Origin of the sequence: Virgisporangium aliadipatigenens (assembly GCF_016863615.1) — a bacterium.
In the GTDB taxonomy this organism is placed as follows: domain Bacteria; phylum Actinomycetota; class Actinomycetes; order Mycobacteriales; family Micromonosporaceae; genus Virgisporangium; species Virgisporangium aliadipatigenens.
Window position 1 is genome coordinate 134,216 of sequence record NZ_BOPF01000018.1, and the last position, 18,712, is coordinate 152,927.

The 18,712-nt window shown below is 72.7% G+C and carries 20 protein-coding genes and 1 pseudogene; 15 read left to right on the forward strand and 6 right to left on the reverse strand.

What is annotated here, in order from left to right; all coding sequences use genetic code 11:
- Positions 1-115: 115 nt before the first annotated feature.
- A complete protein-coding gene (locus Val02_RS24000) occupies positions 116-1,150 on the reverse strand; it encodes a methyltransferase domain-containing protein (RefSeq protein ID WP_203901431.1) in 1,035 nt (344 codons plus the stop codon).
- A 101-nt stretch (positions 1,151-1,251) separates the two neighbouring features.
- Here Val02_RS24000 and Val02_RS24005 point away from each other — a divergent pair, with 101 nt between their 5' ends.
- The 11 genes from Val02_RS24005 (at position 1,252) to Val02_RS24055 (ending at position 12,794) form a co-directional block, all read left to right on the forward strand.
- The gene (locus tag Val02_RS24005) at positions 1,252-1,677 is read left to right on the forward strand and encodes a TOBE domain-containing protein (protein WP_203901432.1); all 426 of its coding nucleotides are present in this window, start codon (positions 1,252-1,254) and stop codon (positions 1,675-1,677) included.
- Positions 1,674-2,477, forward strand: coding sequence for a molybdate ABC transporter substrate-binding protein (modA, locus tag Val02_RS24010; RefSeq protein WP_239153296.1), 804 nt, complete (start codon positions 1,674-1,676; stop codon positions 2,475-2,477). Before Val02_RS24005 ends, modA begins: the two co-directional genes overlap by 4 nt.
- Positions 2,474-3,271: an ABC transporter permease gene (locus Val02_RS24015; RefSeq protein ID WP_203901433.1), complete on the forward strand. Its 798-nt coding sequence runs from the start codon at positions 2,474-2,476 to the stop codon at positions 3,269-3,271. The genes modA and Val02_RS24015 overlap by 4 nt, the downstream gene beginning before the upstream one ends.
- Positions 3,268-4,335: an ABC transporter ATP-binding protein gene (locus tag Val02_RS24020; protein WP_203901434.1), complete on the forward strand. Its 1,068-nt coding sequence runs from the start codon at positions 3,268-3,270 to the stop codon at positions 4,333-4,335. The genes Val02_RS24015 and Val02_RS24020 overlap by 4 nt, the downstream gene beginning before the upstream one ends.
- Before the next feature lie 120 nt (positions 4,336-4,455).
- Entirely contained in the window at positions 4,456-5,496 is a 1,041-nt protein-coding gene (locus tag Val02_RS24025; RefSeq protein ID WP_203901435.1) for a hypothetical protein, read from the forward strand.
- Positions 5,493-7,715, forward strand: a complete 2,223-nt coding sequence (locus tag Val02_RS24030; RefSeq protein WP_203901436.1) for a ThiF family adenylyltransferase — start codon at positions 5,493-5,495, stop codon at positions 7,713-7,715. Before Val02_RS24025 ends, Val02_RS24030 begins: the two co-directional genes overlap by 4 nt.
- Positions 7,716-7,794: 79 nt before the next feature.
- On the forward strand, positions 7,795-8,619 hold the full coding sequence (locus Val02_RS24035; protein WP_203901437.1) for a nucleotidyltransferase domain-containing protein: 825 nt from the start codon (positions 7,795-7,797) through the stop codon (positions 8,617-8,619).
- Positions 8,604-9,128 carry a hypothetical protein gene (locus Val02_RS24040; protein WP_203901438.1) on the forward strand — a complete coding sequence of 175 codons (525 nt, stop codon included), beginning with the start codon at positions 8,604-8,606 and terminating at the stop codon, positions 9,126-9,128. Before Val02_RS24035 ends, Val02_RS24040 begins: the two co-directional genes overlap by 16 nt.
- A 122-nt stretch (positions 9,129-9,250) precedes the next feature.
- Positions 9,251-10,495 (forward strand): VWA domain-containing protein, encoded by a 1,245-nt coding sequence (locus tag Val02_RS24045; protein ID WP_203901439.1) that lies wholly within the window; start codon positions 9,251-9,253, stop codon positions 10,493-10,495.
- On the forward strand, positions 10,492-11,265 hold the full coding sequence (locus tag Val02_RS24050) for a peptidase (protein ID WP_203901440.1): 774 nt from the start codon (positions 10,492-10,494) through the stop codon (positions 11,263-11,265). The genes Val02_RS24045 and Val02_RS24050 overlap by 4 nt, the downstream gene beginning before the upstream one ends.
- 185 nt (positions 11,266-11,450) lie before the next feature.
- Positions 11,451-12,794 (forward strand): pyridoxal phosphate-dependent decarboxylase family protein, encoded by a 1,344-nt coding sequence (locus Val02_RS24055; protein WP_203901441.1) that lies wholly within the window; start codon positions 11,451-11,453, stop codon positions 12,792-12,794.
- A gap of 60 nt (positions 12,795-12,854) precedes the next feature.
- Here the strand turns inward: Val02_RS24055 and Val02_RS24060 are convergent, their stop codons facing one another.
- Complete coding sequence (locus tag Val02_RS24060) at positions 12,855-13,355, reverse strand: MarR family winged helix-turn-helix transcriptional regulator (RefSeq protein WP_203901442.1); 501 nt, start codon at positions 13,353-13,355, stop codon at positions 12,855-12,857.
- Between the two features lie 87 nt (positions 13,356-13,442).
- Between Val02_RS24060 and Val02_RS24065 the strand changes: the two genes are divergently transcribed.
- From Val02_RS24065 to Val02_RS24075, 3 genes are read left to right on the forward strand one after another with little or no spacing between them, the layout of a single operon-like run.
- On the forward strand, positions 13,443-14,018 hold the full coding sequence (locus Val02_RS24065) for an NADPH-dependent F420 reductase (protein WP_203901443.1): 576 nt from the start codon (positions 13,443-13,445) through the stop codon (positions 14,016-14,018).
- A 30-nt stretch (positions 14,019-14,048) separates the two neighbouring features.
- Positions 14,049-15,026, forward strand: a complete 978-nt coding sequence (ligD, locus tag Val02_RS24070) for a non-homologous end-joining DNA ligase (protein WP_203901444.1) — start codon at positions 14,049-14,051, stop codon at positions 15,024-15,026.
- A gap of 27 nt (positions 15,027-15,053) precedes the next feature.
- Positions 15,054-15,599, forward strand: a complete 546-nt coding sequence (locus Val02_RS24075) for a hypothetical protein (RefSeq protein ID WP_203901445.1) — start codon at positions 15,054-15,056, stop codon at positions 15,597-15,599.
- 71 nt (positions 15,600-15,670) lie between these two features.
- Here the strand turns inward: Val02_RS24075 and Val02_RS24080 are convergent, their stop codons facing one another.
- Together Val02_RS24080 and Val02_RS24085 are read right to left on the reverse strand one after the other, a co-directional pair.
- Entirely contained in the window at positions 15,671-16,063 is a 393-nt protein-coding gene (locus tag Val02_RS24080; RefSeq protein WP_203901446.1) for a hypothetical protein, read from the reverse strand.
- A 111-nt stretch (positions 16,064-16,174) separates the two neighbouring features.
- A pseudogene (locus tag Val02_RS24085) lies at positions 16,175-16,330 on the reverse strand (aquaporin family protein); the annotation flags it as partial.
- A 69-nt stretch (positions 16,331-16,399) separates the two neighbouring features.
- Between Val02_RS24085 and Val02_RS24090 the strand changes: the two are divergent.
- Positions 16,400-16,579 (forward strand): hypothetical protein, encoded by a 180-nt coding sequence (locus Val02_RS24090; protein WP_203901447.1) that lies wholly within the window; start codon positions 16,400-16,402, stop codon positions 16,577-16,579.
- A gap of 8 nt (positions 16,580-16,587) precedes the next feature.
- On the opposite strand, the gene Val02_RS24095 is transcribed toward Val02_RS24090, so the two are convergent.
- Positions 16,588-17,760: a trans-sulfuration enzyme family protein gene (locus Val02_RS24095; protein WP_203901448.1), complete on the reverse strand. Its 1,173-nt coding sequence runs from the start codon at positions 17,758-17,760 to the stop codon at positions 16,588-16,590.
- A gap of 61 nt (positions 17,761-17,821) precedes the next feature.
- Entirely contained in the window at positions 17,822-18,712 is an 891-nt protein-coding gene (locus Val02_RS24100) for an SGNH/GDSL hydrolase family protein (protein ID WP_203901449.1), read from the reverse strand.

Genomic DNA, 18,712 nt, shown 5'->3' on the forward strand with positions numbered 1-18,712 from the left:
GCTCAGCTCCCGTCGGGGTCACACCGCTGCCGTACCCGGATCCGAGAGCCGGAACCGTCGGGCGGATGCCGAGAAGCGCGGTCGGCGATCGCGGCGGCGGGCCTTCGTGCGGCGGTCAGGACGCGAGCCGGCGCGCCACCGCGAGGAACCGGTGCGCGGCATCGTCGTAGCGGGCCAGCCGCCAGCCGGCACCCGCGCAGGCATCGCGGAGCGGGCCCTCGGAGAGCGGCTCGTCGGGTCGCAGCGTGCGGCCGTGGCGGGCGGCCAGGGCGGCGCGCCCCGACGGGTGGAACAGCACCAGCCGGCCGCCGGCCCGGGTGACGCGGGCGAGTTCGCGCAGCCCGGCCCCCGCATCGGGCAGGTGGGTGAGCAACCCGGCGGCGAACACGGCGTCGACGGCCGCCGCGCCGAACGGCAGGTACCGGGCGTCGGCGAGCACCAGAGCGGCCCGGCAGGCGTCGGCCCGGGCGCGTGCCGCGTCGAGCATCTGCGGGGTCAGGTCGACCCCGAGGACGGTGCCGGCGGCCCCGACCGCGTCGCGCAGCGCCGGCAGGGCGCGGCCGGTGCCGCAGCCGACGTCGACGACGGTGCCGCCGACGGGCAGTTGCGCGTCGGCGACCGCGGCGGCGTACGCGGGCAGGTCGTCGCCGAACCGGGTGTCCCACGTGGCGGCGCGGGCGGCGAAGAAGGCCGCCGACTCGGTGGCGTACCAGGAGGCCTGCCCGGTCAGGTGCGCGGCGATGTGGCGGATCACCGGCCACGCCGGGTCGTGCAGGTCGACGGCGATGTCGGCGTCGTCGCCGCGACGGCCGCCGGTCCTGCCGAGGGCGGTGCGCAGCCGGACCACCACGTCCCAGCCGCCGGCGGGCGGGTCGTCCCGCCGGCGCGGCCCGGCGCCGATCACGACGCTGCCGGGCGTGCGCTCCTCGCCCTGCGGATCTTCGTCGGCGAGCCGGGCGCATGCGCGTCCCCGCGCGCGCAACGTCGCCGCGAGGCGGTCGGCGACGAGTGCCGCGTCGGCGCCGGGGCCGTCGATCACCACGGCGGCGCCGGCCGGCACCGCGTCGGCGAGGAGGTCGAGGACCCGCGCCCACCGGTGTCGTTGCTGCTCGGTGAGGCTCTCCCAGGCCGCGGCCGTGCCGGTACGCATCCATCCATCATGCAGATGCGGGCGCCGTAAGCCCAGCCTCCTCGCGGATGCTGCCGAAACGGCCGGTCCGGTGGGGCAGGTGCGCGGGTTAGAGTGCCGGTGTGACGGTGTTCCGGATCGGAGAGGCGGCGGAGCTGCTCGGGGTCAGCCCCGACACGGTGCGCCGCTGGGTCGACGCCGGCCGGCTGGCGGCCGTTCGCGACGAGCACGGGCATCGGGCGATCCGCGGGGTGGACCTGGCGGCCTTCGCGCGGGCGCAGGCCGCCGAGGCGGACCGGCGGGCCGAAGAGTCCTCCGCGCGAAACCGGCTGCGGGGCATCGTCACCGCGGTCGTCAAGGACACCGTGATGGCGCAGGTCGACATCCAGGCCGGGCCGTTCCGGGTGGTGTCGCTGATGAGCCGCGAAGCGGTCGACGAGCTGGGCCTGGAGATCGGATCCGTGGCCGTCGCGGTGATCAAGTCGACCACGGTGGTGGTGGAACGTTCCGCCCCGGCCGCGGCGCATCGGGGGAGGACCGCTTCGTGACGTCGCGTGGGATACGCATCGCCCTGGCGGGACTGGTCGTCCTGATGGTGCTGGGACTGGTGGCCTACGGCTACGGCCACGAGGACGACCCGGCACCCGGGGACGCCGCCGGCAGCGACCGGGTGAAGGGCACGGTGACCGTGTTCGCGGCGGCGTCGCTGACGGAGTCGTTCACCCGGATCGGCAGGGACTTCGAGGCGGCCAACCCCGGGGTGCGGGTGACGTTCAGCTTCGCCGGCAGCTCCGCGCTCGCCACGCAGATCAACCAGGGCGCGCCGGCCGACGTGTTCGCCTCCGCCGCCCCGGCCACCATGCGGACCGTCACCGACGCCGGCAACGCGGACGGCGCGCCGACGACGTTCGTGCGCAACCAGCTCGTGATCGCCGTGCCGAAGGGCAACCCGAAGGGCGTCAAGGGGCTCGCCGACCTGACGAGGCCGGGTGTCAAGGTGGCGCTCTGCGCCGAGCAGGTGCCGTGCGGCGCGGCGGCGGAGAAGGCCCTCGACGCCGCCGCCGTGAGCCTCACGCCGGTCACCCTGGAACAGGACGTGAAGGCGGCGCTGTCGAAGGTGAGGCTCGGCGAGGTCGACGCCGCACTGGTGTACCGCACCGACGCCAGGGCGGCATCGTCCGATGTGGACGGTGTGGAGTTCCCGGAGTCGGTGGGTGCGGTCAACGGCTACCCGATCGTGGTGTGCCGAGCCGCGCCGAACAGGGCCGGGGCGCGGGCGTTCGTCGCTTACGTGCTGTCGGACAGCGGCAGGGCCGTGCTCGACCGGGCCGGCTTCCTGGGCCCGTGAAGCGGCGTCGGGGCACGCAGCGGGTGCCGGTCGGGCTGCTGCTGCCGGCCGCCCTGGGACTCGCGTTTCTCGTGCTGCCGCTCGCCGGGCTGCTTATCCGGGCGCCGTGGAGCAGCCTGCCGCGGCGGCTCACCGAGCCCGGTGTGCTGAGCGCGCTGTGGCTGTCGTTGCGGACCGCCACCGCCGCCACCGGCGTGTGCCTCGTGCTCGGGGTGCCACTGGCGTGGCTGCTGGCCCGGGTCACCTTTCCGGGGCGGCGGGTGGTGCGGGCGCTGGTGACCGTTCCGCTGGTGCTGCCGCCGGTCGTCGGTGGGGTGGCGCTGCTGCTGGTGTTCGGGCGGCGCGGGCTGATCGGCTCCTGGCTGGACGGCACGTTCGGGGTCACGCTGCCGTTCACCACCACCGGTGTGGTGTTCGCGGAGGCGTTCGTGGCGATGCCGTTCCTGGTGATCGCCGTCGAGGGGGCGCTGCGCGGCGCCGACGCGCGGTACGAGGAGGCGGCCGCCACGTTGGGGGCGTCGCGGTGGACGACGTTCACCCACGTGACGCTGCCGCTCGTCGCGCCGGGGATCGCCGCCGGTGCCGTGCTGTGCTGGGCGCGGGCGCTCGGCGAGTTCGGGGCGACGATCACGTTCGCCGGGAACTTCCCGGGGCGCACGCAGACCATGCCGCTCGCGGTGTATCTCGCGCTGGAGACCGACCTGAACGCCGCGATCGTGTTGAGCCTGATCCTGCTCACCGTCTCCGTCGCGATTCTCGCGGGGCTGCGGGACAGGTGGATCACCGGCCCATGAGCGAGATCGTGGACGCGCACCTGGTGGTCGACCGGGGTGGGTTCCGGCTGGACGTCCGGCTGCGGATCGGGGCGGGCGAGGTGGTCGCCCTGCTCGGCCCGAACGGCGCGGGCAAGACCACGGCCCTGCGCGCGCTCGCCGGGTTGCAGCCGCTGTCGGCGGGGCACGTCACGCTGGCGGGCGTCGACGTCGACCGGCCGGACCGTCCACTGTGGACCCCGCCGGAACGCCGTCCGATCGGCGTGGTGTTCCAGGACTACCTGCTCTTCCCGCACCTGAACGCGCTGGACAACGTCGCGTTCGGCCCGCGCCGGCAGGGTGCCGACCGGCGTGCCGCGCGCGCCCTCGCCGCCCGGTGGCTGGAACGGGTCGGCCTGCGCGCGTACGAGAGGTCCAGGCCCCGGCAGCTCTCCGGCGGGCAGGCGCAGCGGGTGGCGCTGGCGCGCGCTCTCGCCGTTCACCCGAAGCTTCTACTGCTGGACGAACCGCTCGCCGCGCTCGATGCCCGGACCCGGCTCGACACCCGCGCCGCTCTGCACCGCCACCTCGCCGAACATGACGGCGCGACGCTGCTGGTCACCCACGACCCGCTGGACGCGCTCGTGCTCGCGGACCGGCTCGTCATCATCGAGGACGGCCGCGTCGTGCAGGAGGGCGACGGGGCCACGATCACCGCGCGGCCGCGCACCGACTACGTCGCCCGCCTCGTCGGCCTGAACCTGTACCGCGGCACCGGCGACGGCCACTCCGTACGCGTCGGCGCCGACCTGGTCCTCACCGCCGACGACACGGTCCACGGGGACGCGTTCGTCGCGTTCCCGCCCGCCGCCGTCGCGCTGCACCCGAAGCGGCCCGACGGCAGCCCGCGCAACGCTTGGCCGGCCACCATCACCGGCCTGCAACGCCACGGGGACAACCTGCGCATCCAACTCGACGGGCCGGTGACCGTCGCCGCCGACGTCACCCCGGCCGCCGCCGCGCACCTGAACCTCGCGCCGGGACAGGAGGTCTGGGTGGCGGTGAAGGCCGCCGAGACGCACGCCTACCCCGCGACACCGCACTAGATATCCATCCACTGTGGACGGTTTGCGGGTTGCGTCCGGACCACGGCGGGTGCGCCACGTTCGGCAGATTCGCACAAACGGGGGGCGCGCATTGCGGATGATCAATGCACTATTAGTGACATGACGGTGACCTACCGCAAGATCGCGGCCGAAGGTCGCACCAACGGCTCCGGCGGTTCGGGGGCGACCGGATCACACGCCCGCACCTGCGCGGAATGCGGAACCCGGTACGCGGTCGTCGTACGGCCGGCGACGACGATCCGCTTCGAGGTCAGCGGCCCCACCTGCGACACGTGCCGGCGCAGAGGGAGCGGACCCGCCACCTCTCCACGACCCGGAAACACCGAAGCTCCACCGGAAAGCAGGCTCTTCAAGGTCTGGTGGGCCGGCGAGAACACCGGCGGCCCACGGCTGGAAGCGCGACACGTCACGCCGGAGACCAGCACGTCGATCATCCCGGACCACCGGGCGGCCGACCCCGCCCCTGTGGAGGTCACGGACGCCGCGACGCTGACCGGGGTCGACTGGGTGTCGACGATGGCCGACGTCGCGAGGACGGTGTTGGGGGAACTCGCCTGGGAGGTGCTCGCCTCCGTGTGGCTCGGCGGCTACTGCGAGGTCCTGGCCGCGCTGGCCGACGTTCTCGACCTGATCTGGTCGACACATGCCGCCGAGGCCGACGCCACGGATCGCGTCGTCGTGCGCCTGACCGGGCTACCGCCGGTACCCGCCGCCCTGATCGGTGACCTCGCGACACGGTCGTTCCTGGCCCACGACCGGCCGCCGCTCCCGTGCGCCGCCGAGGACCTGCGGGCCGTCGGCATGCTCGTGTGCGCCGGCACCGGTCACGCGCCGGATTGCCCCTGCGCCCAAGAACGGGCCCGTCGCCTGGTGACCGGGGTCGACAGCTACCTGTTCGAGGAGTCGGCGGCCGCCGTCGGCGGGCTGCGGGTCGAGGACGGGGCGGCGCTGCCGAGCGTTCCGGAAGCCGCCCGTCCACCGGTCGAGGAGCATCCGGATCTGCCGCGACCGCCAGGGGTGCCGGGGGCGACCGTGAGCGTTCCGTTCTCCTCGCCGTTGCTCGGAGGCCGGCAGGCGTTGCGGGACGCGCAGTTCGGTACGCCGCAGGGTCCGCAGATCTTCGGCCGACGACAGCGATGACACCCGGGCAGGAACAGGCGCGGCGCGAACTGGAGCGAATCGCCCAGGTCCCACAGTCTCCGGTGCGGATCCAGGACACGTCGGAGGAACTGATCGAGGAAGGGCTTCTGCAGATCCGCCTGGAGATCGACTGTAGCGACACGCCCGTCTTGCCGTCCGGAATCAGGCTCAAGCCGGCCGAGATCTTCATCGTCTGTGTCTTCGCCGACTTCCCGTTCACCTCTCCACGGGTGCTGACGCCCGATCCGCGTTTCGCCGGGCGTCCACACGTGTTGTGGGCCCACGAGATCTGCCTGTACACGTCGCCGAACGAGTGGGATCCGAGCGCGGGGATGTGGGGTTTCGTCGATCGGCTGCTGACCTGGCTGGCGCGAGCGGCCGAGGGCTCGCTGTCGGCCGCCGTGCTGCCGTGGCACCCGCCGGTCGCACGAGATTCGGCTGCCTTCGGACCGTTGATCGTGCGGGCGGAGGTGCCCGAATGGGCGCGGGACGCGAGACTCTGGCACGCGTGGTTACTGGTCCGCAGGGTCGATGAGCGGATCCTGGAGGCGGTCGGGTGGATGCAGGACCCGAGAGAAATCCGGCGGCGCCCGGACCGTTTCGCCGTGCCGGTCATCGCCCTGGACAGACCGGCCGGCTTCACCTATCCGAACGACGGTTCAGCGCTGGTGGACGCGTTGGTCGCCCACGGATTCACCAAGCAACGGCTGGCAAGGCTGCTTACCGCGACGCGGCTCGCCAACGCTGTGAACCCCGACGCCCCGCTGATCCTCGCCGTCGGAAGTCCCGCGCCCGGCGGGGTAGATGCGCCCCAACGGATCGCGCATCTGGTCGCATGGTGGATCTCCGCCGATCCTCGTGAGGCCGAGCCGGGCTGGATAAAGGTGTTCGACCTGCGACCGAGTGCGTCCGTGCGGCGCGACTCGTCCCGTCCAGCCGGTTGGATCGCGGGCAAGACGATCCTGGTGCTCGGCTGCGGCGCGCTCGGTGCGCCCATCGCGGAACACTGCGCGCGGGCCGGTGCGGCGTCGCTCACGCTGGTCGACAGCGGCCGCGTCACCCCCGGAATCCTCGTGCGACAGCCGTACGAGTTCGCCGACGTGGGGCTGCCGAAAGCCCGGGTCCTGGCCGAGCGTCTGCGACGGGTGGCACCGGGTACCGCCCTCACGCCGGTGTGCGGTGACGCGCTCGATCAGGTGCAGCACCCCGAAGTCGATCTCATCGTCGACGCGACGGCGAACAGGTCCGTGGCGGCGCGGCTGGAGCGCGAACGGTGGCGGGGCGAACAGCGCCGGCCGCCGCTGCTGTCGATGATGGTGGGACACAACTCCGACCTCGGCATCGCCACGCTGTCGCTGCCCGGCGCGAGTGGTGCCGGCGTGGACCTCCTGCGACGCCTCACTGTGGCCGCGAGCGAGGACGACTCGCTGACGATCGTGCTCGACGACCTCTATCCCGACCCGCCCCGCACACGGATCTTCCAACCGGAGCCCGGCTGTTCCGACCCCACCTTCATCGGGTCGTCGACCGACCTGGCCGCGATAGCCGCCACCCTGTTCAACGGCGCGCTGAGCGTGCTCGGAAGCACCTCGGCCGATCCCCCGCCGGGACAGCTCCGTCCGACGCGGTTCGGCCTCGTTACCGCCGTTCCGACAGGTCTTCGGCCGGCCGGGCTGAACCGGCGCCTGGCGTGGACCGATGACGTCATCCGCCGGGACGACCGGAACGACTACGAGATCCGGGTGGATCCGGCCGTGTTCGCCCGGGTGCGGCAGGCGGCCATCGCCGCGGCGGCGGCCGACAGCACCGGTGGGACCGAGACGGGCGGCGCCCTGCTGGGGCAGGTCGACCTGGCGAGCCGCGTGGCGTGGGTGACCCGAGCGGAGGGTCTACCGCCGGAAAGCTCGGCGTCGGCGGACCGGCTGGAGTTCGACGTGACCCGCCTACGCGATCGGTTCGCTGACCACCGGCGGCATACCCGCGGCACGGTCTCTCTCATCGGGATGTGGCACACCCACCCGCACAGCCGCGCCGATGCGAGTTCACGGGACGAGGCGACGATGCGGGGGATCGTCGACGGCTTTCCGGGGCTCGCGCAGGCTCTTCTGCTGATTTTCGGCGGCGGGCCCGACGCATGGCGCGCGTGGCTGGACGGCGCGAAACTCCCTGACCTCTACGTGCGAATGTTCTTTCCGGGCGAGGCGGAACCGCGAGGATGACATGCCCATTTGCCGTGATCAGCTGGAAGCGTGGTCGCAACAGCCCGATTCGTTCTTTCCGGAGTGGACCCTGCAGGTGTTGACCGAGGCGCTCCAGGACGCGCGTCGGTTGGCCCCGCTGCGCTACGAGATCTTCGTTCAAGGTTCCTACGCGAACGACACGAACATCCGCGGCGACGGCGACGTGGACCTGGTGATACAGCTGAATCTTCCCCTCGAGGAGCAGCTCCACGAGTTGACCCCGGACGAGAAGCACGAGTTCTGGAAGTCCTATGAGTCGACCGACTACGGCTGGGAGGAGTTCCGGGAGGACGTGCTGGGTGTGCTGCGGCGCCGGTACTTCGTACATGCCGGGAGAAAGTGCGTGGGCATCCATGACCTCGACTCGTTGCTCCGGTTACCCGCCGATGTTCTCCCGGCCATCGAGTATCGCCGTTATCGCGCCTTCCCCAGCCTCGCCGGTGAGGAGTACGACGAAGGAGTCTTCTTTCGTGACCTCGGCGATCCGCAGCAGCGGGCGATCACGAACTTTCCCAAGCTGCACCTGACGAACGGGCGGGCCAAGAACCGGCGGACGGGCGGCCGGTTCAAGGAGGTGATCCGGGTGTCGAAGAACGCACGCCTGCACGAGTCGGCGGGGATCGCCAAGGGAGTCGCGCCGTCGTACTTCGTGGAATGCCTTCTCTACAACGTTCCGGACAAGATCTACAGAGCGAGTCTGTCGGGGGCGTACGTGGCGGCCTGGAGATGGCTGCTCGAACACCTGCCGGAGATCCGCACCTTCCGGTGCCAGAACGAGCTTGTCGACATCTTCGGTGACCTGCCGGACCAGTGGGACCTTCCGGCCGCCGAGACCTTGATAAGGGCGCTCAACACGCAATGGCAGCAGTGGCGGTGCCCGTAGCCGCCCAGGACACGGGTTGGACCGCGGCCCAGACGGCGATCATCGTCGCCGCATTGATCGCGATCTTCGGCGCGATCGTCTCCGCGGCGCTCACCTACGCGTTCAATCAACGCGCCGCGCGCCGGGAACGTCTGGCGCAGGTCTTCGCGGAGGCGCTCCAAGCCGTCGAGGACTACGCGGAGCTGCCTTACCGGATCCGCCGGCGGCGCGGCACACCGGAAGCGCGCTACGAACTGACCGAGGAGGTCAGCAGGATCCAGTCACGGCTTGCCTACCACCAGGCCCTCCTGCGGATCGAGGCGCCCACCGCCGCCAACGCGTACACCCGGCTGGTGCGCGTCGTCCGGAGACGGGCCGGCAGCCAGATGCGGGACGCCTGGGGAAAACCGGTGCTCCTCGCCGACACCGAGATGAACCTCCGCATGGCGTATCCGCGCCGCGACATCGACAGCGAACGTGCACGCTGCGTCAGGGAGATGCGCAAGGCGCTCGGTCGCCGACGCAAGTAGGCGGCGGCGGGTGTATCCCCAGCGGGCACATCGCGCGGCGGCCGCCCGCCCGGTCCCCTCCGCAATGACAATGTCCACTGTGGAATGATGTCGATGCGTTGCGGCGCCTAGGATGCGCACCCGTGATTCTCCGACGATACCGCGCCGTGGTCCTGATAGGACTGTCGGCGTTCCTGCTGCCGTGGTGTGCGGGCCCGGCCTCCGCGCGGGAGCCCGAGCCGACCGAGGCGCCGAAGGTGGAGCTCGTGCTGGACGTGAGCGGCTCCATGAAGGCCGCCGACCTGGACGGGCGCACCCGCATCTCGGTGGCCCAGCAGGCGTTCAACGACGTGGTCGACGCGTTGCCGGAGCAGACCGAGCTGGGCATCCGGGTCCTCGGCGCCACGTACTCCGGCTCGGACAAGGCCACCGGCTGCAAGGACACCCAGCAGCTGCTGCCGGTCGGCCGGGTCGACCGGGGCCGGGCGAAGGACGCGATCGCGGGGCTGAAGCCGACCGGGTTCACGCCCGTCGGGCTCGCGCTGCGCGGCGCCGCCCAGGACCTCGGGACCGGAAACACCACCCGCCGGATCGTCCTCATCACCGACGGGGAGGACACCTGCGCCCCGCCGGACCCCTGCCAGGTGGCGCGGGAACTGGCGGCGCAGGGCACCCACCTCGTCGTCGACACGCTCGGGCTGTCGCCGGATGACAAGGTGCGCCAGCAGCTCACCTGCATCGCGAACGCCACCGGCGGCTCCTACTTCGCCGCCCGCAACGGCGCCCAGCTGACCGAACGCATCAAGCAGCTGGTGAAGCGCGCCGGCGACACGTACACGAAGGCGCCGACCCAGGTCGCCGGCACCGACCGCTGCGAGACCGCGCCGACGTTGAGCCAGGGCGTCTACAACGACCGGGAGAAGTTCTCCGAGCACCGCTACTACAAGGTGCCGGTCCCGGCCGGGCAGGAACTGCGCGCCTCGGTGAGCGTGACGCTGGACCGGCCGGTGCGTAAGGACTTCGGCGTGCTCGTGCGCGCCACCACGGCCGACGGCCGCGAACTGGTGCGCGGCACCGATGCCGGCAGCGGCCGCACCGACGTGCTGTCGGCGGGCGTGCGCTGGTCCACGGAGTCCGACGACGACAAGCCGACGTCGGTGTGTCTCGTGGTCAGCAACTCCCTCGCGCCGCAGGCCGGCGTGGACGAGGCGACCGGCATGCCCGTCGAACTCGTCGTCGGCACCGCCGACCTCTCACCCACGCCGGCGTCGCCGGGGCTGGGGCGGGGACTGTTGTTCATCCTGCTGCTGACCCTGGTCGGGTTCGGCACGGGACTCGTCGCCGGATGGCTGTTCCGGTGGCGGCTGAGCCTGCGGAGGGTGGCATGAGGCGTCTGCTTCGGGTGCTCGGGGTGACCGGGCTGGTGCTCATGGCGTTCCCCCTGATGGTGGAACCGGCCGCGGCCGACAGCGCGGTGAACACGGCGGGGACCTCCTTCCTCACCGCCGCTCCGATCGACACCGCGAAGCCGGTGAGTGTCGCGGCCTCGACCGGCGACTACCTGTACTGGTCCTTCGACGCGACGGCCGGCCAGACGAACACCGTCTCGGTCGCCGTCACGCTGCCGCCGCAGGCGGACCGGCACGGGGCGCAGGTCTGGGCGGTCGACGTCTTCGACGGGCTGCGGCGCAGGCAGTCGTGCACCGCCGGGGCGCAGGCGCCGGTGGCCGCACCCGCCGATGCGACCGTGCGGATGGAGTGCACCCTGCGCGAGGTCCGCTCCTGGGCCGAACCGTGGTCCGGCGACCCGCTGCCCGGCCTGTACTACGTCCGGGTCTCCGCCTCCGAGCTGCCCGAACAGGACCAGGGCCTGCCGGTCAAGGTGGACCTGAAGCTCGCCTCGACGGACAGCGGGGATCCCGCGCCGGAGGGCGGCGACCTGCGCGCCCCGCTCGCGCCGCCGGACCGCCCCGGTGCGGTCCAGAGCCCGGCGCCGAACCCGACGGCGTCCCCGGCGCCGGACGAGGACGACGACCTGGTCAGCTTCGACTGGTGGCCGGGCGCGACGTCGCGCTGGACCTGGACGGTGGTGGGCGCGGTGCTCGCCGCGGTGGCCGGCGTCCTGGGTTACACGCTGGCTCGCCGCCGCCGCCTCTGACCGCCGCCGATCTTGCAGTTGTGGCGCCCGGCATGCCCGACCTCGCGCCGGTATGTCCCCGCCATAACTGCAAGATCGGCGCTGCGCCGCCCACGCGCCGCGCCGCCGCGCCGGCCGAGGGGGCGGAGCCAACTCATCGCGCGCGGACTGCAAGATCGACGGGCCGCGGCGCTAGCGTCACGACCATGCACGAGCTGCTGCGCCGCGCCGCCACCCACGCCGCCGACTTCCGCGCCTCCCTCCCGGAGCGCCCGATCCCCGCCCGGGGCGAGCCCGGCTTCGGCGGCCCCCTGCCGGCCGCCCCCACCCCGCCCGACAAGGTCCTCGAGGAGCTGATCGAGGCGGCCGAGCCGGCCCTGATGGCGACCCCGGGCCCGCGCTTCTTCGGCCTGGTGGTCGGCGGCGCCCTCCCGGCCGCGACGGCGGCGGACATGCTCGCGGTGGGCTGGGACCAGCTGGCGTTCAACGATCTGGTCGGGCCGGCCCCGGTCGCCGTCGAGGAGGCCGCCGGAGCCTGGCTCAAGGAACTCCTCGGCATCCCGGCGACCGCGTCGTGCGGCTTCGTGACGGGGGCGCAGGGCGCCAACACGGTGGGGCTGGCCGCCGCGCGGCACCACGTTCTGCGCGCGGCGGGCTGGGACGTCGAGCGCGACGGCCTGATCGGCGCCCCGCGGGTGCGCGTCGTCGCGAGCGCCGAACGGCACGTCACCGTCGACCGTTCGCTGCGCCTGCTCGGCTTCGGCGCGCGGATCGTGGAAGAGGTGCGCGCCGACGCCAACGGCGCGGTCGACACCGAAGATCTGGCGCGCGTGCTGGACAGCCGGGAGCCGGCGCCGACGATCGTCGTGCTGCAGACCGGCAACGTGAACACCGGCGCCTGCGACGACCTGCGCACCGCGATCCCGATCGTGCACCGGCACGGCGGCTGGGCGCACGTCGACGGGGCGTTCGGGCTGTGGGCCGCGGCCGCGCCGCAGCGCCGGCACCTGACCGACGGGGTGGAGCTGGCCGACTCGTGGGGCTGCGACGGCCACAAGTGGCTCAACGTTCCCTACGACTCGGCGTTCGCGTTCGTGTCGCGGCCGCAGGTGCACGCGGCGGCGTTGTCGATGACGGCCGCTTACCTCACCGGCGCCGGTGGCCGCCAGGTCGCCGACCGCACCGTCGAGTCGTCGCGGCGGGCGCGCGGGTTCGCGGTGTGGGCCGCGCTGCGGGAGCTGGGCCGCGACGGGGTCGCCGAGTTGGTCGAGCGCTGCTGCCGGCTGGCGCGCCGGTTCGCCGACGGGCTCGCGGACGCGGGCTTCGAGGTCGCCAACGACGTGGTGCTCAACCAGGTCCTGGTGAGCTTCGGCGAGGGGGAGCGCACCGACGAGGTGATCGCGGCCGTGCAGCGCGACGGCACCTGCTGGATGGGCGGGACGACGTGGCGCGGCCGCCGGTTCATGCGGATCGCGGTCTCCAACTACGCCACCACCGAGGCCGATGTCGACCGGAGCGTCGCCGCCGTCGTGCGCTGTGCTTCCCGGTAGAGCTGCCGCGATGTCCGTCGGGGGCGCGGCCCGTTCCTCCCGGGGCCTCGCCCCGCGTCGTCAGTCGCGGTCGGGGTCGTAGCGCTGCCGGAAGCCGTTGTGCGCGCCGCCGGGGTCGAGCCGGTCGAGAATCGCGTCGGTGATCTCCCGCAGCTGGTCGAGCTGTCGCGGGCTGAGCGCGTCGATGACGAGGCCGCGCACCGTTTCCACGTGACCGGGGGCGCTCTCGCGCACCTTCGCCATGCCGTCGTCGGTGAGGCGGGCGTTCGTCGCCCGGCGGTCCTGCGGGCACGGGAAACGTTCGACCAGTCCGCGCGCCTCCAGCCGCTGCACCACGTGGGAGAGGCGGGCGAGCGTGGCGGTGGTGCTGTCGGCGAGCGCGGTCATCCGCAGGGTGCGTTCCGGCGCCTCGGAGAGCATGGCCAGCACGTAGTAGTCGAAGTGGGTGAGCGCGGAGTCGCGGCGCAGCTGCGCGTCCAGGGCCCCGGGGAGAAGTTCGACGACGGCCACCAGACGCACCCAGGTCGACAGCTCTTCCGGCGTCAGCCACTTCGTGCCCATGGTCACATCCTCGCACAGATGGTTGTCACGACAACTAATTGCGCCTTCAATGGTTGTAGCGACAACTAATGGAACGAGGAGAACACCATGACGCACGTCAGCATCATCGGCACCGGCACCATGGGGCAGGCCATCGCCGGCCTGGCGACGAAGGGCGGCCACACCGTCGAACTGCTCGGCAGCTCCGACCATGACCGGCCGGTGACCGGCGACGTCGTCGTGCTCGCCGTGCTGTACCCGGCGGTCGCGCAGGTCCTGGAGACGCGCGGGGCGCAGCTCGCCGGGCGGGTGGTGGTCGACGTGACCAACCCGCTCGACTTCACGACGTTCGACTCGCTGGTCACGCCGGCCGACTCCTCCGCGACCGCGACGATCGCCGCGGCCCTGCCGCAGTCGCGCGTGGTCAAGGCGTTCAACACCAACTTCGCGGGGACCCTCACCGCCGGTGCGGTCGGCGGGGAGCCGGCCACCGTGCTGATCGCCGGCGACGACGCCGACGCCAAGGCGCTGCTCGCCGGGATCGTCGCCACCGGCGGCCTGCGCGCCGTCGACGCGGGCAACCTGACCCGCGCCCGTGAACTGGAGGCCCTCGGCTTCCTGCAGATCACGCTCGCGGCCCGGGACAAGATCTCGTGGACCGGCGGCTTCGCCGTCGTCGCCTGAGCGCGGTGAGCCGACCGGTACGTTCGACCCATGGCGGCGAGCGGCAAGTCACCGGCGGTCGAACTGGACATCGACGGGTACCCGGTCCGGATCTCGAATCCGGACCGGGTGTACTTCGCCGCCCGCGGCGAGACCAAGCTCGACCTCGCCCGCTACTACGAGAGCGTCGGCGAGGGCATCGTGCGCGCACTGCGCGAACGCCCGTGCATGCTGCACCGCTTCCCGGACGGCACCGGTGGCGAGAAGGTGCACCAGAAGCGCGTCCCGCGCGGTGCGCCGCCGTGGCTGGAGACGGTGCGGCTGCACTTCCCCCGCTTCGACCGCCACGCCGACGAACTGTGCGTCACCAAGCTCGCCGACGTGATCTGGGCGGTGCAGATGTCCACAGTGGAGTTTCACCCGTGGAACTCCCGCCGGGCCGACACCGAACGCCCCGACGAGTGGCGCATCGACCTCGATCCGATGCCCGACTGCCCGTTCGACCGCGTCCGTCGGGTGGCCGGGGTGGTCCGGGAGGTGCTCGACGAGCTCGGGGCGGTCGGCTGGCCGAAGACCTCGGGCGGCCGCGGCCTGCACGTGTACGTGCGGATCGCACCCGAGTCGGAGTTTCGTGACGTGCGGCGGGCGGCGCTGGCTTTCGCGCGCGAGGTCGAGCGCCGCGCGCCGCGGGACGTGACGACCACCTGGTGGCGCAAGGACCGCGAGCCGGACGTGGTGTTCGTCGACTACAACCAGAACGCCCGCGACCACACGATCGCCAGCGCCTACTCGGTGCGCGGCGTGCCGGAGGCGACGGTCTCCACCCCGATCGGCTGGGACGAGATCGACGCGATCGATCCCCGCGACTTCACCATCGCGACCGTGCCGGCCCGGTTCGCGGCGCTGGGCGACCTGCACGCCGGCATCGACGACGCGGTGTTCTCGCTGCGGCCGCTGCTGGAGTGGGCCGAACGCGACGAACGGGCCGGCGCCGGCGACCCCGACCCGAGCGCGGGTGCCGACGCCTGACGGCACGGGATGGCACGCCCGTCCGGTATGACGAAGCTCGACATCACCAACGTGCCCCGCGAACTCGACGAACTGATCCGGTCCTCCGCCGACGCCCGGCACCGGCGCATCCTGGAGAACGTCCGCCGGCACTACCTGCTGGAGCAGACCGGCCGGATCGACGAGATCCTCGCGCCCGACATGACCGTGGCGGCACCGGTCTACTACCTGAACCTGGACGGCGCCAGCCGGACCCTGCGCGGCCGGGCCGAGGTCCTGGCGTTCTACAAGGAGGTGGTGGGTGTGGTGTTCGCCTGCGAGGAGACGGCACACGCGATCACCGACGCCGGATACTGGTTCGAGGCGTGGTTCAACTTCTTCGTGCCCGGCAGAACGCCCGACGAGTGGTTCCGCAAGCGTCAGTGGATCACGATGCGCTGGCCGTACGACGCGCACGCCCGCCTCATCGGGGAACGCGTCTTCGAGCACGTCGACATCGGTGAGACGGTCCCGATCGACCCGGCCGAGGCGATCACCGCCGCGGAGGCGAAGAAGATCCTGGAACCGCTGATCCGGCCGCTGCCGACCGTTTGACCGGGCCGCTCACCGGTTGGTGCGGGGCCGTACCGCCGGGGCGCCCGCCGCGCGGGCGCCCCCGACCGTGGTCACTTGGTGGACGCGCTCGGCGACGCCTCCGGGCGGGCACCGCCGCGGCCGCCGCCCGGGCGGCCCTTGCCCTCGGTGACGGTGCCGAGGTCGGCGGAGACGTCGTACTTGACGCGGTTGCCGTCCTTGGTGCCGAAGACGTGGTAGCTGCCGTCCGTTCCCTTGTGCACGCCGCCGACGGTGACGCCGGGGAACTTGGCCGTGACGGCCGCGGTGACCTTGGTGGCCTCGTCGCCGGTGACCGGCGTGCCCGGCGCCCGCTTGCCCGGGGCGGCGGAGCCGGTCGGCGACGGGGTGCCGCTGTCGGCGCTGGCGAGCGAGGCCCCGCCCAGCACGAACATCGCGGCCGCCGCGGTGCTGGCGAGGACAAGGCCGACCTTCTTCAACTTCATGCTCTGGCTCCGATCGCCACCGGATCGGCACCGTGCCGACCCGCTGATCAAAGAGTGGCGAGCGGAGCTGTGGAGAACCTGTCACGAAGCTAGGTCGGAGGCGGTAGTCCGGGTGCCGGCCGGGTTGGCGAAGCTCGTGGAGGAGGCGAACCAGTAGGCGGCCCCGAGGTAGGCGCCGACGGCGGCCGGTGCGGCGGCGGCCCGACCGCAACGGGCGAGGGCGAACACGAGCAGGAGCAGTCCGACGGTGCCGACGATCTCGCCGAGTCTGTTTAGACAAACGTCTGGACAGCGGGGTGTGATGAGTCACCGGCCGGCTGGTGGTGACGGCCGGGCGTGTCCAGCCTCGCCTCGCCCAGCCTGCTCGCCGACCGGTACGGCAGCACCGGGTACGCCACCGTCGCCGGCACCCTCGCCACCCCGGTCACGCTCGCCAAGGCGGGTGGGCCGCTCGGCGCCGCCTGCGTGCTCGCCACGGCCGGCGTGCTCGCCCGCGCCGCCACCGCGCCCCCGTAGCCGCGTCTCTAGAGGGCGTCGAGCGAACGGGTCACGTCGGCGACGAGGTCGGCGGTGTCCTCGATGCCGGCGGAGAGCCGGATCAGGCCCGGGCTCATCGCGGCGTCCTCGACCTGATCCGCGTGCAGGATCGCCTGCCACATGGTGGCCGGGTGCACGACCAGGGTCTCGACGCTGCCGAGGCTGGCGGCGCGGCGGGCCAGGCGCAGGCCGTCGACGAAGCGTTCGGCCGCCGGGTAGCCGCCGGCGAGTTCCAGGCTCACGACGCCGCCGTAGCCGTCCATCTGCGCGGCGGCGGTCGCGTGCCCGGGATGGTCGGGCAGGCCCGGGTAGTACACGTTCGCGACGGCGGGATGGGCCCGCATCGCGTGTGCGAGGGCGAGGCCGTTGGCGTTGTGCTGGCGCATCCGCAGCGGCAATGTCCGGATGCCGCGCAGCAGCAGCCAGGCGTCGAACGGCCCGAGGACCGCGCCGGTGATGACGGCGGTGTCCCAGATCCGGTCGAGGAGCGCCGCCGGTCCGGCCAGCACGCCGGCGGAGAGGTCGCTGTGGCCGCCGAGATACTTCGTCGCGCTGTGCCACACCAGGTCCGCGCCGAGCGCCAGCGGTCGGCTGTTCACCGGGGTGGCGAAGGTGTTGTCCGCGACGGTCAGCGCATCGCTGTCGCGAGCGAGCGCGGAGACGGCCCGCAGGTCGGTGATGTCCAGCAGCGGGTTGCTCGGCGACTCCACCAGCACCAGCCGCGTTCTCGGCCGCAGCGCGGCGGCGAACGCCCGCACGTCGGTCTGGTCCACCTGCGTGCACGTCACCCCGAACTTCGGCAGCAGGTTCAGCAGCAGCGAGGGGACCCCGCCGTAGTGCCGCCGCTGCAGCACCACATGGTCACCGGCCCGCACCAGCGCCAGCACGGTCGTGGTGATCGCCGCCATGCCGGAGGCGAACACCGTCGCGGCCTCCGCGCCCTCCAGGTCGGCGAGCACGGCGGCGACCTGGGCGTGGTTCGGGTTGCCGTAGCGGGTGTAGAAGCCGCTGCCCCGCTTCTCCAGCGCCAGGTCGGCGAACTCCCTTGCCGAGTCCGCGGCGAACGTCGACGTCTGCACGATCGGCGGCGACACCGCCCCGGCCGTTCGCGGCACCTGCGCGTCGCCGTGCACGGCCCGCGAGTTCCACCCGTCCGACATGCGTTGCTCCTCTCGCCGGGTCACCGGGAGCACCATCATGTCCGCGGGCGTCACCGCGCCGTCAGGAGTTGAGCTTCGCGACGGTCGCCGCGGCCATCCCCCGTTCCCCCGAGGCATTTGGATGGAACGGCGCCGCCGGCGCGGCCGGCAGCAGACCCTCGACCCATCTCGTGCCCGCGCCGCGGCAGGCGTCGTGGCCGATCGACGGCGCGTAGGTGTCGACGTAGCCGGCGCCGTTGGCGGCGGCCGTGGCGGCCAGCATCGCGTTGAGCGCCTTCGTGACGCCGCGCAGGTACGGCACGTCGCCGAACGCGATCGGCACCGTCGGCCAGCATCCGTAGCCGGAGTCCGGCAGGATCGCCGGGTAGCCGACGACGATCACGCGCGCACCGGGTGCGGCGGCGCGCACCGCCCGCAGCACGTCGGCCACCTTCGGCGCGGTGGCGTCGATGCGGGCCCGCAGCTGATCGGTGCCGCCGGCGGTGTACCGATCGCGGCACGGCGAGCCGAACGGGTCGTCGACGCTCTCCTCGGTGCAGGTGGAGATGATGTCGGTGAACCCGATGTCGTTGCCGCCGATGCCGATGCTCACCAGTGCGGTGGCGGCGGTGACGGCACTGATCTGCGCCGGCACGGCGATGCCCAGCTGGCCGCTGCCGGGGGAGAGGATGTCCTCGGTCGTCGCGCCGCCGCAGCTGACGTCCACGAACGACGAGGAGCCGACGGCGGCGGCGGTCAGCGACGGGTAGTTGCGGTTGGACCGGACGCAGTTGAGGTCGACCTGGGTCGGGATGAGCGGTCCCGAGGTGAACGAGTCTCCCAGCGCCGCGTAGCGCCCGGTCGGAGCGGCGGCCCCGGCGGTGCCGGGGAACGCGACCACGAGTGCGGCGACGGCGAGGGCGGCCACGCCGGCCCTGCCCAGTCTTCGGAGTACGGCGATGTCAGGTCCCAT

What these genes read in the sequence shown, in the direction of transcription:
- Val02_RS24075 (WP_203901445.1), top strand. Translation starts at nt 15,054, where the DNA reads ATGACGAAGCTCGACATCACCAACGTGCCCCGCGAACTCGACGAACTG.
- Val02_RS24080 (WP_203901446.1), bottom strand. Translation starts at nt 16,063, where the DNA reads ATGAAGTTGAAGAAGGTCGGCCTTGTCCTCGCCAGCACCGCGGCGGCC.
- Val02_RS24000 (WP_203901431.1), bottom strand. Translation starts at nt 1,150, where the DNA reads ATGCGTACCGGCACGGCCGCGGCCTGGGAGAGCCTCACCGAGCAGCAA.
- Val02_RS24100 (WP_203901449.1), bottom strand. Translation starts at nt 18,712, where the DNA reads ATGGGACCTGACATCGCCGTACTCCGAAGACTGGGCAGGGCCGGCGTG.
- Val02_RS24065 (WP_203901443.1), top strand. Translation starts at nt 13,443, where the DNA reads ATGACGCACGTCAGCATCATCGGCACCGGCACCATGGGGCAGGCCATC.
- Val02_RS24060 (WP_203901442.1), bottom strand. Translation starts at nt 13,355, where the DNA reads ATGGGCACGAAGTGGCTGACGCCGGAAGAGCTGTCGACCTGGGTGCGT.
- Val02_RS24030 (WP_203901436.1), top strand. Translation starts at nt 5,493, where the DNA reads ATGACACCCGGGCAGGAACAGGCGCGGCGCGAACTGGAGCGAATCGCC.
- Val02_RS24025 (WP_203901435.1), top strand. Translation starts at nt 4,456, where the DNA reads ATGACGGTGACCTACCGCAAGATCGCGGCCGAAGGTCGCACCAACGGC.
- Val02_RS24020 (WP_203901434.1), top strand. Translation starts at nt 3,268, where the DNA reads ATGAGCGAGATCGTGGACGCGCACCTGGTGGTCGACCGGGGTGGGTTC.
- ligD (WP_203901444.1), top strand. Translation starts at nt 14,049, where the DNA reads ATGGCGGCGAGCGGCAAGTCACCGGCGGTCGAACTGGACATCGACGGG.
- Val02_RS24050 (WP_203901440.1), top strand. Translation starts at nt 10,492, where the DNA reads ATGAGGCGTCTGCTTCGGGTGCTCGGGGTGACCGGGCTGGTGCTCATG.
- Val02_RS24055 (WP_203901441.1), top strand. Translation starts at nt 11,451, where the DNA reads ATGCACGAGCTGCTGCGCCGCGCCGCCACCCACGCCGCCGACTTCCGC.
- Val02_RS24095 (WP_203901448.1), bottom strand. Translation starts at nt 17,760, where the DNA reads ATGTCGGACGGGTGGAACTCGCGGGCCGTGCACGGCGACGCGCAGGTG.